Annotated in this window: 11 protein-coding genes; 2 read left to right on the forward strand and 9 right to left on the reverse strand. The window is 35.4% G+C overall.

What is annotated here, in order from left to right; translation table 11 throughout:
• Nucleotides 1-12: 12 nt before the first annotated feature.
• From deoB to dnaE, 6 genes are all read right to left on the reverse strand, one after another.
• The gene (gene deoB, locus BP17_RS07920) at nucleotides 13-1182 is read right to left on the reverse strand and encodes a phosphopentomutase (RefSeq protein ID WP_035053223.1); all 1170 of its coding nucleotides are present in this window, start codon (nucleotides 1180-1182) and stop codon (nucleotides 13-15) included.
• A gap of 92 nt (nucleotides 1183-1274) precedes the next feature.
• Entirely contained in the window at nucleotides 1275-2165 is an 891-nt protein-coding gene (gene xerD / locus BP17_RS07925; RefSeq protein WP_035053225.1) for a site-specific tyrosine recombinase XerD, read from the reverse strand.
• Between the two features lie 87 nt (nucleotides 2166-2252).
• A complete protein-coding gene (locus BP17_RS07930; protein WP_035053227.1) occupies nucleotides 2253-3152 on the reverse strand; it encodes a CvfB family protein in 900 nt (299 codons plus the stop codon).
• A 231-nt stretch (nucleotides 3153-3383) separates the two neighbouring features.
• Entirely contained in the window at nucleotides 3384-5141 is a 1758-nt protein-coding gene (pyk, locus tag BP17_RS07935; protein ID WP_035053229.1) for a pyruvate kinase, read from the reverse strand.
• 57 nt (nucleotides 5142-5198) lie between these two features.
• Nucleotides 5199-6161, reverse strand: a complete 963-nt coding sequence (gene pfkA, locus BP17_RS07940) for a 6-phosphofructokinase (protein ID WP_035053232.1) — start codon at nucleotides 6159-6161, stop codon at nucleotides 5199-5201.
• Nucleotides 6162-6372: 211 nt separating this feature from the next.
• Nucleotides 6373-9705: a DNA polymerase III subunit alpha gene (gene dnaE, locus BP17_RS07945; RefSeq protein WP_035053234.1), complete on the reverse strand. Its 3333-nt coding sequence runs from the start codon at nucleotides 9703-9705 to the stop codon at nucleotides 6373-6375.
• Nucleotides 9706-9902: 197 nt separating this feature from the next.
• Between dnaE and BP17_RS07950 the strand changes: the two genes are divergently transcribed.
• On the forward strand, nucleotides 9903-10091 hold the full coding sequence (locus BP17_RS07950) for a YjzD family protein (protein WP_035053235.1): 189 nt from the start codon (nucleotides 9903-9905) through the stop codon (nucleotides 10089-10091).
• 54 nt (nucleotides 10092-10145) lie between these two features.
• On the opposite strand, the gene clpB is transcribed toward BP17_RS07950, so the two are convergent.
• The 3 genes from clpB to BP17_RS07965 all read right to left on the reverse strand — a co-directional run bounded on the left by clpB (nucleotide 10146) and on the right by BP17_RS07965 (nucleotide 14123).
• Nucleotides 10146-12758: an ATP-dependent chaperone ClpB gene (gene clpB, locus BP17_RS07955; RefSeq protein WP_035053236.1), complete on the reverse strand. Its 2613-nt coding sequence runs from the start codon at nucleotides 12756-12758 to the stop codon at nucleotides 10146-10148.
• 191 nt (nucleotides 12759-12949) lie between these two features.
• Nucleotides 12950-13279, reverse strand: coding sequence for a metal-sulfur cluster assembly factor (locus BP17_RS07960; protein WP_035053237.1), 330 nt, complete (start codon nucleotides 13277-13279; stop codon nucleotides 12950-12952).
• An 82-nt stretch (nucleotides 13280-13361) separates the two neighbouring features.
• Complete coding sequence (locus BP17_RS07965) at nucleotides 13362-14123, reverse strand: prolyl oligopeptidase family serine peptidase (RefSeq protein WP_035053238.1); 762 nt, start codon at nucleotides 14121-14123, stop codon at nucleotides 13362-13364.
• Nucleotides 14124-14259: 136 nt separating this feature from the next.
• Here BP17_RS07965 and BP17_RS07970 point away from each other — a divergent pair, with 136 nt between their 5' ends.
• Nucleotides 14260-15072 (forward strand): Cof-type HAD-IIB family hydrolase, encoded by an 813-nt coding sequence (locus tag BP17_RS07970; protein WP_035053241.1) that lies wholly within the window; start codon nucleotides 14260-14262, stop codon nucleotides 15070-15072.
• The last annotated feature ends 46 nt before the right edge of the window (nucleotides 15073-15118 follow it).

Genomic DNA, 15118 nt, shown 5'->3' on the forward strand with positions numbered 1-15118 from the left:
ACTTATCCTCTTTTACTTTAATTCTTTCAAGAAGCTTTTACCAAGACCGGTATCTTGAACACCAAAGTTTTCTGCAATAGTGGCTCCGATATCTGCAAAATGCCCTTGTGGTATTTTACCATTTTCTTGCATAGATGGAGAATAAGCGAGCAAAGGAACATATTCTCTTGTATGATCTGTTCCAGGAGCTGTTGGATCATTTCCATGGTCAGCTGTGATCAATAACAAATCGTCTTCTTTTAATTTCCCGACAATTTCTTCGATACGAGTGTCAAATTCATTTATTGCTTGAGCATAGCCCAAAACATCACGACGATGTCCAAACTTAGCATCAAAATCAACTAAGTTTAAAAAGCTGATACCTTCAAACTCTTTATCCATAACGTTTAACAGCTTATCTACACCATCCATATTGTGCTCTGTTCGAACAGACTCTGTAATTCCTGCTCCATTATAAATATCATTGATTTTACCGATTGCAATAACTTCTTTGCCCTCTTCACTTAAGTAATTCAATACAGTTTTTCCAAAAGGATTTAACGCATAGTCATGTCGTCCACTTGTTCTTGTGAAATTACCTGGTTCACCAATATATGGACGCGCAATAATTCTACCGATCATATAAGGATCATCTTTCGTTATATCTCTTACAAATTGACAAATACGGTACAATTCTTCTAGCGGTATCACCTCTTCATGTGCAGCAATTTGTAGTACAGGATCTGCTGAGGTATAGATGATTATATCGCCCGTTTCTAATTGGTGTTTGCCATATTCATCAATAATAGCTGTTCCGCTAGCAGGTTTATTTCCCACAACTTTGCGGCCAGAAAAGTCTTCAATTTGTTTTAATAATTCAGCTGGAAAACCTTCAGGAAAAACACGAAATGGCGTTTGAATATTTAGACCCATGATTTCCCAATGTCCAGTCATTGTATCTTTACCAACAGATACTTCTTCAAGTTTTGTATAATAACCCAAGCTGTCCACAACATTGCGAACACCTTTTAAAGGCTTGATATTTCCTAATCCTAATTGTTCAAGATGTGGTATCGTTAGCTCTACTTCTTGAGCGATGTGTCCCAGTGTGTCGCTCCCTAAATCATTAAATTTATCAGCATCAGGAGCTTCCCCAATACCAACTGAATCCATAACGATTAAATGTATTCTTTTGTATGACATTCGCTTTCATCCTCCTAATTATAGGTTTCTACATTCTCATTATATTAAAAAGCACTTAATAAAGCGAGCAAAACTCTACATTCCGACTATTTTCAAGCTCTAGGGTGATAAGTTTTGTAAACGCTCGACATTCTTTGTTTCGTAATATGTGTGTAAATTTGAGTTGTAGAGATGTCTGAATGACCCAACAACTCCTGCACCACTCTAAGATCAGCCCCGTTTTCTAATAAGTGCGTAGCAAATGAATGCCGCAAAGTATGGGGTGTCACTTCTTTTTCTATTCCAGCTTTTTTTACGATTATCTTTAAGTTTTTCCAAACACCTTGTCTGGTCAATTTTCGGCCATGGTGATTAAGGAATAGATAAGGCGAACGGTGGCTTTCTTTTTCTAATTTTGACCGGCTATATCGTCGATATTTTTCGATCCATTCAATTGCCATATCACCTAAAGGGATGATTCTTTCTTTATCGCCTTTACCAATTGTTTGAATCAGCCCAAGTGATAAGTGTAGATCATCTAACTTTAACTCTGTTAATTCAGATACGCGTAATCCAGTTGCATAAAGCACTTCAAGCATTGCTCGATCTCTTAAACCTAGTGTTTCACCGGTATTGGGTGTTTCTATTAATTGATCAACCTCTTTAATAGACAATACTTTTGGTAATTTTTGTGCTTTTTTTGGTGTATCGATATGCAGCATAGGATCATCTTTAGACAGTTGTTCTTGTTTTAAAAATTGATGGAACCGTCTTAAACAAGAAATCATCCGAATAATGGTACCAGCAGCTTTTTTTTGTTCTTTTAGCTTTTGTAAAAAGGATAACACAGTATACCGATCGATTTGATTCCATTCGGTTATCTTACTTTCTGAAATAAAAGCAAGGTACTGTCTGATATCTCTTTTGTAACTTTCAATTGTATTTTTTGAAAGTCCACGTTCAATGGTAAGAAAACGAAGGTACTCTTCTAGATCTTCATTCATGTTTTATCACCTCAAATCAATTTTAGCGATGTAAAAAAAGAAAGCACGAACACTTTGTGAACTGCCCTCTTTTATACAATTAATTTTTTAATCTTCTTCTTCTCCTTCTTCTTTTTCAAGATTCACTAAAGGTTCAACAAGTTTTGTTTCGCCATCTTCTTGCACGATCAAACGTTGTTTCATTAAATTTCCAATTGCTCGTTTAAATTGTCCTTTACTGATACCAAAGCGATCTGCAATATCATCTGGAGAACTTTTATCAGTATATGGGAAACTACCCGTTTTTGTTCGTTCTAATATTGCCATTAACATTGCCGCATCGTCACCTATTGCTTCATAAGCTCGTGGCATTAAAGAAACATTTATCACGCCATCTGATCTTACTCCGATAACACGTCCGGATACAACTTCTCCTAAGCGAGGCTCATCTTTGCGTTCTGAAGGGTGAACAAAGCCAATTTGGTCGTCTTCGGTTAAAATAAATGTTCCAATAACTTTCAAACGATAAGCCGTTCCTTTGATATTTTGATTGATCAATTCTTCTGTTCCTTTTTTTGCCATCGATTGATACACTTCATCGCTAGCTAGTTCTCCCCACATACGGTCTTTATCATCTACTCGTATAGTTATCAATAAACGGTCGCCCTTTTTAGGCCACAAATGTTTAATCGTAGGTAGTTCATCAAGTGACACAACTAATTCTTTATCCGGCAAGCCAATATCAACAAATACACCTAAATCTTTTCTTGTGTCTATAACCGTTCCCCACGCGAAATGACCTACTTGTACTTTAGGTATTTCTTGTGTCAACATATAATCTTTATCCATTGAAATATAGGCAAATCCTTCTACTGTATCGCCTAATTTATACTCCATACCTTCAGTTTTAGTCAGTTGATAGGTTACGCCATCTTTTTGTACAAAAAATGCTGTATCATTTACATCTGTAACAAGTCCAATAATGATTGTTCCTAATGATTGATTCATATTTTTTTCCTCCATAAGTTTAGAAATAGTAAGTGATTTTTCAATTCATTGATTTATCTTCTTTATCTTATATGAAAAAGCAAAGCATAATAGAAAAGTAGATAAACGTCCAATATAAGTTTACCATATTTTTATGTAAACTAAAAACTTTCAATCAATCAAAAAAAAACTCCCTATTAGATCCAAAATCAATCCTCAAGAGAGTTTTGTTTATTCAAATTTTGATTTTTATTAGATAGCTGTTGTTGCTCCACGGTAGATGATTCCACGACGTGAGTCAACAGTGATCAATTCACCATCTTTAATAATTGTTGTAGCATTTTCAACATTCACGACAACAGGGATATTCATTGCAATTGCAATAACCGCTGCATGACTAGTCAAGCCGCCTTGTTCTACTACTAAAGCTGCTGATTTTTCAATTGCTGGCAAGTAGTCTTTATCTGTTGTTTTCACAACTAAAATTCCACCTTCTACAGCATTTTCATTTGCTTCTTCAGCATTTGCTGCAACAACTGCTTTACCAATAACAGCATCTGTTCCAACACCTTGTCCGCTAACCAATTTAGTTCCAATTAATTGAATTTTCATTAAGTTAGTTGTGCCACGTTCTCCAACTGGTACACCAGCAGTAATAATAATTAAATCTCCTGCGGTTGCAAATCCAGTTTCTTGAGCAATTTTAGTTGCTAAGTGGAACATATCATCTGTTGAAGCTGGTTTTTCAGAAACAACTGGATAAGCTCCCCATGTTAATGCAAGACCGCGCATTTGACGTTCTGTAAAAGTAACAGCAACGATGTTAGCTTTTGGACGGTATTTTGCGATCATACGTGCAGTATGTCCAGATTCAGTAGCTGCAACGATCGTTTGGATATTTAGATTACGTGCAGTGTGTCCTACTGATTGACCAATTGCTTCAGTCATATCTGTTTGGCTGTAAGCTTTTAATGCAAATGCATCTTGGTTTACTAATGCTTCTTCAGTACGTATAGCAATACGAGTCATTGTTTGTACAGCTTCAATTGGGTACTCTCCAGCAGCTGTTTCTCCAGAAAGCATAATAGCATCTGTTCCATCGAAAATAGCATTTGCTACATCACTTGCTTCAGCGCGTGTTGGACGTGGGTTTTTTTGCATTGAGTCAAGCATTTGTGTAGCGGTAATAACTGGTTTACCAGCTTGATTACATTTTTGGATAAGTGCTTTTTGAACGATTGGAACTTCTTCTGTAGGAATTTCAACTCCTAAATCTCCACGAGCAACCATTATTCCATCTGCAACTTTCAAGATTTCGTCAATGTTGTCTACGCCTTCTTGATTTTCAATTTTAGGAATGATTTGAACATGAGTCATGTTTTCTTCTTCAAGAATTTGAGTGATTTCTAATACATCAGATGCGCGACGCACAAAACTTGCCGCAATATAATCAATATCATTTTTTAGACCAAAACGAATATCGGCAGCATCTTTATCAGTGATTCCTGGTAAATTCACAGATACGCCTGGTACGTTAACACCTTTTTTATTTTTTAGTATTCCTGGATTTTGAACTAAAACAACAATTTCATTGTTTGCATGGTCTAATTCTGTTATTTCAAGATCTATTAAACCATCGTCTAGTAAGATGTGAGTACCTACTTCTATATCATTGATTAATTCAGGATAAGTGATTGAGAATTTTTCTCTTGTTCCTTCAACTTCTGTCATTGAGATACGAACAACGTCTCCTTCTTCGAACTCAACAAGACCATCTTTCATGTTGTGTGTACGCATTTCAGGACCTTTTGTATCTAATAGAATAGCTACCATTTTGCCAGTACGTTTTGAAGCTTCACGAATATTTATGATGCGTGCACCATGCTCTTCGAAGTCCCCATGTGAAAAGTTTAAGCGAGCTACGTTCATACCTGCATCTATCATTTGAACCAGTTGTTCAACTTTTTCACTTGCTGGACCTATCGTACATACAATTTTTGTTTTTTTCATTCTATTATCTCTCCTAACAGCAATTTTTATTACAATTTTTTAAAGTTTGTAATCTAATTAATAAGATATTTCTTGATTTAATTTATATAAACTAACATCAGGCATATGTTTCTTAGTATTTAACGTTTCAATAATGTCATTTTCAACAATTTTATTATCCACGATACCTACACACAAACCGCCTCTGCCAACTTTCAATAAATCAACTGCTCTGGCACCGAAAACACTTGATAAAACACGGTCACGAGCTGTTGGAGAACCTCCACGTTGAACATGTCCTAAGACAGTAACACGTGCTTGATAATCTCCATGTTTTGCTAATTCTTCTGCAAATTTATTTCCGTTCATTACGCCTTCAGCCAGAATAACGATACTATGTTTTTTACCGCGTTCACGGCCTTTTTGAATCGTATTAGCTATTTCTTCCATATTAAATTCTGTTTCAGGAATGATTATTTGTTCTGCTCCTCCTGCTACACCAGTCCATAATGCGATATCTCCTGCATTACGTCCCATAACTTCAATGATGAAAGTACGCACATGACTTGTTGCCGTATCACGTATTTTATCAACAGAGTCTAATACTGTATTAATAGCAGTATCAAATCCAATACAAAAATCAGTACCTGGTATATCATTATCGATTGTTCCTGGTAATGCAACTGTTGGATAGCCATGTTTAGTTAACGCAGCAGCTCCCATATAAGAACCATCTCCGCCAATAACAACTAAGCCTTCAATCCCAAATTTATTCAGTTGTTCAATACCTTTTAATTGACCTTCTTTAGTAGCGAATTCAGGGTAACGAGCAGAATAAAGAAAAGTTCCACCTCTTGAAATTTTATCGCCTACATCTCTACGAGTTAGTTTACGTATATCACCAGCTACCAAACCAGCATAGCCATAGTTAATACCATATACTTCCATACCTTCATAAAGACCTTTACGTACAACAGCTCGAATAGCTGCATTCATTCCTGGAGCATCTCCACCACTTGTCAAAACAGCAATGCGTTTCATATTGACTTCACCTCATAAAATAGATTAAAGTAATCAGCTTTTCTAAACAATTCACAATTAAAATCATTCAAAAAATTTTTTACTCATTAAACTTAATATCTTAGCACAATATTCTTTTTTCAAACTTACAAACATAAGCTCAGCTACTATTCTACCATTCTTTTACCGTTTTGTCTTTTAAAATGGTATTTTACTAAAATTTCATTTAGATTCAATTATTTTTGATTACGACATTATCTTTTCCGAGAAGTGCTTTTAATTGTTCAAGAAGTTCAGGAGTGTCATCGATCCAATTTTCTTCCGCTAAAACAATTTTTTTGTTTGTTTGCATATAGAATAAAACAACCGGTATATTCCCTTTTGATTTTATAATCAAATTTTTCATCTGTCCTAAAATTTGATTATTATTCTGTTCTACTTGTATACGGATGAAACATTTTTTAGTTGTATGATTATCCGCAATCTGATTAGCGTCATCCATTTGATTAACGATCATCTGCGGTGGACCATCTTGTTTTGATTCGACTTTTCCAGTTACATATAAAATCGTTCCATTAGTAAGCAAGTCAATAAACTGACGATATTTTGTTGGGAAAAGGGTAAGTGAGCATTCGCCAGAAGTATCACTAATCGTCACGAAAGCCATTTGTTCGCCTTTTTTTGTTCGGATTTTATGGATATTTTTTATCATTCCGATTACACTACTAGTTTTCCCAGCTGTTAGTTCACTCATGTAGTCAACTTGTTTCCATTGTCGCAATTGATCATACTTTTCTGTTGGATGGCCAGATAAATAGGTTCCTAAATATTGCTCTTCTGTCTCTAATTTTTCTTCTATTGTTAGATCCGGAGCAAATTCATATTTAGGTTTCAATAATTCAAATAAATTAATATTTTCTCCACTCATTTTTATGCTTTGAACAATTCCTTCCACTGAGGCTAAAAGCGTTCCTCTCGAATGCTCGAATCGATCAAATGCTCCAGCATAAATCAACGGTTTAATATATTCTGGCTTTAACCATTTTTTATCTATTCTTTTAAGAAAATCGATTAAATCTAAGTAGTTCCCGTCGTTTTTTCGCTTTTGAATCATTTCGACAATCATATCTCTTCTTAATCCTTTAATTGAGTTAAATCCGAACTGGATATTGTTCCCAGTTAATGTAAAACCACTCAGACTGTCATTGATATCTGGTGAAAGAACCTTAATCGTTCTTTTCTTTGCTTCAATAATATATTCCTTCATTTTAGTTGAATTATTTAAAGCAGAATTTAATAAGGCCACAAAAAAAGCGTTGGGGTAATGTGCTTTTAAATACGCCATCTGGTAGGCGATAAAAGAGTAAGCTACGGCATGAGACCGATTGAAGCCATAATTCGCAAATCTTTCGATGTAATCATAGACCTGCGTGGCCACCACTTTAGTATAGCCTAGTTGACTAGCACCAGATACAAAGTGATTTCTTTCTTTATCAATAATTGCCTTTTGTTTTTTTCCAATCGCTCTTCTTAAAATATCCGCTTGGCCTAATGTGTATCCACCCATCTTTGCCGCCACTTGCATAACTTGTTCTTGATAAACCATTACACCATATGTGACCGCTAGAATAGCAGATAAACTTTCATGAGGATACTCAATTGGGAGGATGCCTTTCTTTCTTTTAATAAACGTATCGATTTGTTCCATAGGACCTGGACGATACAATGCATTTACAGCTGCGATATCCTCAATCGAGGAGGGTTCTAATCTACGAAGAACATTTTTAATTCCTTCAGATTCAAATTGAAAGATTCCCACCATATCTGCTTGACGAAATAATTGAAGCGTTTTTTGGTCCTGCATTGAAATTTTCAGCAAATTAATGCGTTTTCCAGTTTCTCTTTGAATCAGTTTTAACGCATTGTCTATAATAGTTAAATTTTTCAATCCTAAAAAATCCATTTTTAACAAACCAATTTCTTCCACATTTCCCATCGGATACTGTGTTAATAAAATTTCTCCCCCACCTTGTTGCAAAGGAACATATTGCGTTAAGGGTTTATCACTGATAACAATACCTGCTGCATGTGTTGATATGTGTCGCGGTAACCCTTCAATTCTTCTAGCCGTTTCAAATAAGAGCTTGTTTTCATCATTTTCTCCAACTAACTTTTTGAGAGTCGCTGATAGTTGATAAGCTTTTTCTAGCGTGATCCCCAGTACTTTTGGAATAGCTTTAGACCACACATTTGCTTCTGCAGGGCTTAGACCAAATACCCGCGCTACATCTTTTAAAGCCATTTTAGCCGCTAAAGTCCCAAAAGTAGCAATTTGAGCAACATGATTTTGTCCATACTTATTTTTTACGTATTGTAGAATTTCTTCTCGTCGATTATCTGGAAAATCCAAATCAATATCAGGCATTGTATACCTTTCTTCATTTAAAAACCGTTCAAATAATAAATTATATTCAATTGGATCAACATCCGTGATTTCAAGCAAGTAAGCAACCAACGACCCAGCTGCTGAACCTCTACCTGCACCTGTCACAATTTTCACTTTATGAGCATAAGCCATTACGTCCCAAACGATTAAAAAATAATCTTCAAATCCCATTTTTTGAATGACCGTTAACTCATAATCTAAGCGTTTAGTATATCGTTCATCTGAATTTGGTACTCTTAGATTCAGACCTTTCAGGCATTGTTCTCTTAAAAATTCAGTTGTCATTCTCTCATTTTCAAGAGGGAATTTCGGCAACAATTGCTGGTCCAATGCTATTTCTACATCGATCATATCAGCTATTTTATTGGTTCGTTGAGCAGCCTCTTCTAAGCCGTTGTCTTTGAATATTTTTTCTATTTGACTACTTTCAGGCAAATAATATTCGCCAGTTGCAGTTTGAAGCGAGAGAATTTCGCCTTTGTTAATTGCTTTTAAAACTTGGGTGCTAAAATCGTCTGTTGCATCAATGTATCGAATATCTTGTAATGCAACGGTTAAGACTCCTGTTCCGCTTGCTAATGTGCTTAACTCATCTTTAATGGATTCCAAATTTTGATGGAGTTGGATTCCCAAATAAAATTGGTTCTCTGGAAATATATTTTGCCATTTTTTTACGACTATTGCTGCAGAATCCTTTTCATTTTGGAGCAATAACTTTTCTACTTCTCCTGTTTCTCCAGGTGTCAGCGCAATTAAATTTTGACTGTAGGGTTTGATCTGTTCGATCGTTAATCGTTTATTTTCAGTTAACAACATTTTTTCACTTGAAAGAGTCATCAAATTTTCATATCCTGCAGCATTTTTAGCTAACAATATAATCGAGTGATTCTCCTCTTCTTTTATAATACCTTCAACATCCAATGTTAATCCTAAGATAGGTTTGATATGATGTTTTTTACACATTTTATAAAAATCAACCATCCCATATAAGATATTGTGATCAGTCAAGGCTATTGCTTGATAACCTCTTTCTTTAGCTTTGATCACTAATTCTTCAATTGTAATGGTACTTTGTAACAGACTATAAGAACTTATAACTTGTAATTGTACAAATGACATTTTTGTCACTCCATTCTAACTCGCTATTTACCATTATACCCTTCTGAGATTCGTATACGCAAACCTTCTAAACGAATTTTTTATTCTTGCCTACTCATTTTAATGCGAAACGTTTGTAAAAAAATCCTATTAACTTCTGCTTTACAAACTTCTTGAAAGTGATAGAATAAATGTGTAAAAGAAGAGAGGTCAAATTTATGAAATATCTAATAACTTTATTTTGGGGATTCTTTATAGGACAAGCCGTAAATTACATTGGAAGTTCATTGTCCGGCAGTTCATATGATTTTGTAGTTGCTTCAGGTATGGGTTTATTTATCGGAGTCATGGTCATTTTGATTGCTAAAAGTCTTCCTGACCAAAGACATGAACATGCTACTAAATAAACTTAAGTAAACAAAAAAAGACATTCATCAGAATGTCTTTTTTTGTTTACTTATTTACCTATCTAGAATTACCGTTTCATAAGATAATTGATTTGCTTTTAACGTAATCGTAACTCTAGATTTTGGTGGGATTTCTCCAGAAATAATCCCTTTAGCTAAAGGTGTTTCTATTTGTTTCGTAATAAATCTTTTTAACGGTCTTGCGCCATACATAGGATCATAAGCTTTTTCTGCTATCCATACTTGTGCCTCTTCTGAAATAGACAGTTCAATATCTTGCTCTGCCAAACGCAAGGCCAAATCACGCGTCAATTTAAGAATGATTTTTTTCACAACATCTATGCCCAATGGTGCAAATAGAATTGTATCATCAATACGGTTTAAAAATTCTGGTTTGAAAGACATTTTCAATAGTGACATTACATGCTCTTTAGTTGTTTCTTTTATTTGTCCTTGTTCATCCGTACCTTCTAGCAATAAATCAGAACCAATATTGCTCGTCATAATTAAAACAGTATTTTTAAAATCCACCATTCTACCTTTTGAATCTGTCAGACGTCCATCATCTAATACTTGCAACAAAATGTTAAACACATCTGGATGAGCTTTTTCTATTTCATCTAATAGAACAATCGTATAAGGACTTCTTCTGACTGCTTCAGTTAACTGCCCACCTTCATCATATCCGATATATCCAGGAGGAGCACCTATTAACCTTGAGACAGTATGTTTTTCCATATACTCACTCATATCGATCCGTACCATATGATCTTGCGAATCAAATAAGTTTTCGGCTAACGCTTTAGCCAATTCCGTTTTCCCTACACCAGTTGGTCCTAAAAAGAGGAATGAGCCTAGCGGACGATTTGGATCTTGAATACCTGCTCGAGCCCTTATAACTGCATCTGATACACTTTGTACCGCTTCTTCCTGGCCAATGACGCGCTCCCTTAAAGATGCATCTAAATGCATCAATTTTTCGCGCTCTCCCTTGATCAACTTGCTGACAGGAATACCCGTCATTCGACCGATAACGACTGCAATTTCTTCTTCAGTAACCGATTCTTGTACCAATCTGACTTGACCATCTTGAGCTGCCAACTGTTGCTCTTCAAGCAGTTTCAATTCTTTCTCTAGGGCTGGAATCTGTCCATGTCTGAGAACGGCGGCTCGTTCTAAATCATAATTGCCTTCTGCCTCTTCTAATTCATGACGCGCCTTTTCGATTTCAGCACGTTTATCACGTAATTTAGCTACTTCTTCTTTTTCTGTCTCCCACTTCATCTTCAACTGATTGGCATCTTCACGCAAATTAGATAATTCTTCTTGAATAAGCGCTAATCGCCGCATACTGGCATCATCTTTTTCTTTTTTCAACGCAGCTTCTTCTATTTCTAATTGCATCAAGCGGCGAGAAACTTGGTCCAATTCAGTGGGTCTTGAATTCATTTCAACCCGGATAGTTGCACAGGCTTCGTCTATTAGATCAATTGCTTTATCTGGTAAAAATCGATCCGTAATATAACGGTTGGATAACGTTGCGGCAGCGACTATTGCATTGTCATGGATATTTACGCTGTGGTGAATCTCAAACCGTTCTTTTAGTCCTCTTAAAATACTGATGGTTTCTTCTACTGTCGGTTCATCAACGAGTACTTTTTGGAAGCGTCTTTCAAGAGCTTTATCCGTTTCCATATATTTTCGGTATTCATCTAGTGTCGTTGCACCAATACAATGCAGTTCACCACGAGCTAGCATAGGCTTTAATAAATTTCCTGCATCCATGCTGCCTTCCGTTTTTCCAGCGCCAACAATGGTATGGATCTCATCGATAAATAAAATAATTTGACCTTCACTCTTTTTCACTTCTTTTAGTACAGCTTTCAAACGTTCTTCAAACTCTCCACGGTATTTTGCCCCGGCAATCAAAGATCCCATATCTAATGAAAAAATTGTTTTCCCTTTTAAGTTTTCTGGTACATCTTTTCGAACGATTCGTTGGGCTAACCCCTCAACAATAGCTGTCTTACCTACTCCAGGTTCTCCAATCAATACAGGATTATTCTTTGTTTTACGAGATAAAATACGAATCATATCACGAATTTCGTCATCTCTTCCGATGACTGGGTCTTGATCTCCACTTTTTACAGCCTTGACTAAATCTGTTCCATACTTTTCGAGTGCCTGATACGTTTCTTCTTGATTTTGTGAGGTCACACGATCTCCTCCTCTTATTTTTTCAATTTCTTTTTTTACTATTTTTTCAGTTAATCCATTTTTAGTCAAAAAATTAGTCAAGCTGTGGTTTTTTAGTTTCATTAGTGCCAATAAAACGATTTCGGTAGAAAGAAAATCATCTTGAAAGTCCGTTCTAATTTTATCGGCTTCCGTTAATAGACGGTATAAATTTTGACTCATCCCTTGTCCATATTGAACGTTCGAGCCTTCTACAGTTGGGTAGTTATCTAATTCTTGGTCTACAAAAGATTCAAAGTTTTCTGTATTGATCCCTAACGATTGGTAAAATCCTCGCGCAAAATGATTGGGTGTTAAAAAAACTTTCCATAAATGGAGAAGATCAATCTCTTGATGTTTTCTCATTACGGCGATACTTTGAGCTTCTCCAAAGGTTTGCTGCATTGTTGTAGTCATTTTTTCAATATCCATTCAAACTCCTCCTTGAATTTTATTAATTTTATTATATTCAATTAGTCAGTAAAGGTCAAATGAAACATCTGACTTTTATTTAGTATATTGTTGACTCTCCTTAACAAAATTTCAACTCTCAAAGCCAAAGCCTTTATTTTATTATAACTACTAAAAAAGTTCACTCTAACTTTTTAGTAGAGTAAACTTTTTTATCTCACACCTAATGAAATTCTTGCATAACGGCTCATTTTGCTTGTGTCCCAAGCCGGATACCAGACTAACTTCACTTCGGTTGAAGTAATTTCAGAGATCGATTGCATAGCTGCCATAATATCACTGGTAATCGTATCTGCTAATGGGCAGCCCATCGTAGTTAATGTTAACTTTATCACACAACAATTTTCATCTATCAATTCAACAGCGTAAACTAACCCTAGATTGACAATGTCAATGTTTAGCTCTGGATCTATAACTTTTTCTAATGCTGTCATTATACGCCCTTTAAGCTCTTCTGTTTGATTTTCATTAGTTGGTTCCATATGGTAACCGCCTTCTCTTTTTGACTCTATTTTACCTTTTGTTTTCTTCAAAGTAAATCATTTCAGCAAGAGATCTGTTTTTTTATAAGTGTCTATTGAAAAATTCAGCTGTTTCAATCGAAATCATATATGGAACATGATGACCATAACTCCCAGTTGTTGTAAAACTAACATGCCTTCCATAATCTTGGTCCTTAATTTTTTTATAAAAATCAAAAGTAGGTTGATAAGGTACCAAATCATCGTCTTCATCATGCCAAAAGTGAACAAATTTCCCATTAATTTTTTCGGGTTGTAAATCAAGTGAAATCATTTTTAAGGATTCAATAGCCGGAGCAAATTGATCCGACTCAAGATTGATTTCTGCTCCTGTTTGCCATTTTGATGTTAATAACCACTTAGAAAAGGAGATTGGTGACGGGCTTCCCATTAACACAACAGCCGTTTTCAACCAAGGGTATTGCGTCAAAATTGCACTCGTTGTCATTCCACCCATTGAGAGCCCTGAAACTCCAACACGTTTTTGATCCGTTAACCCTGCTTTAACGTAGTGATCAACTATCATGGGAAATTCAACAATATTATGTTGCACAACATCCCAAAATTCCAAGCTTCTCTCATTTACCGGCGTTCCTTCGCTTCTTTCCCCGTGCAAATAAGCTTCAGGTATTAATGCTCGAAAGCCTTTTTTAGCAATTTCATAGCCATGAACTAAAGAACTTTCTTTAAGATTTGTCCATCCATGATAAAAAATAACTGTTGGCAAGGTTTCATTTACCCGTTCTGTTAATACAACTTCTAATAAAGGAATCCCATTAATGGATTCATGTTTTACTGTTATCATCTATCTATCTTCTTTCTATATTTATTCTTATAGACTTTATGTTACACTATTTGTATAGATTCTTTGTAGTAAGTGTATCATAAAAAATACTTAGAAACTTTTATTAATAAAAATGGATAACAGTCGGAGGATCTTGATGAATAAAAAATTAATTGCTCTTGATTTAGATGGTACTACATTAAATAATCGTTCAGAAATTTCAGTTAGGACTAAAAAAGTTTTAACGACTCTAAGAAATGCTGGTCACCTTGTATCGATCGTAACTGGGAGACCTTATCGCAATAGTAAACAGTTTTACGCTCAATTAGGTATGGAAACGCCTATTGTAAATTTTAACGGCGCTTTATGCCACTTACCAGACCAATTAAATTGGAAATCACAATACCACAAAACGTTAGATCGTGAAATTGCTTTAGACATGCTGACGTTGAAAAAAGAATTAGATATCCATTTAATTGCCGCAGAACTCAGAGATACTGTTTTTGCAGATAATTATTTTGTTCCTTACAATGACTTCTTTCCTGAAGGAAAAACAGGTACTTCCAAACTTACGGCATCTAGTCTAAAAGAAGATCCTACTGCTATTTGTGTTTTCACAGACGCAGAAAACCAAACCTATATTACTGAAAGAATCCTAGCACGTTATGGAGATTCTGTTGAAGTTAGAACTTGGGGCGGACAATCGCCTTGTTTAGAAATCGTCGCAGCTGGTGTACAAAAAGCATTAGGTGTTGAACGTATTGCACAAGTATATGGCATCAAACAAAAAGATATTATGGCTTTTGGTGATGAAGACAATGATTATGAAATGATTCAATATGCCGGACATGGCGTAGTGATGAAAAATGGAATCGACGCTCTGAAACATATTTCAAATGATATCACAGAAAAAACCAATGATGAAGATGGATTAGCTCATTATTTAGAAAATTATTTTAGTTTAGTTTAATAACTACTCTCAATCAACTATTAAAAAAGTAGGGAGCCACTCATAT

It is taken from the genome of Carnobacterium pleistocenium FTR1 (assembly GCF_000744285.1).
In the GTDB taxonomy this organism is placed as follows: domain Bacteria; phylum Bacillota; class Bacilli; order Lactobacillales; family Carnobacteriaceae; genus Carnobacterium_B; species Carnobacterium_B pleistocenium.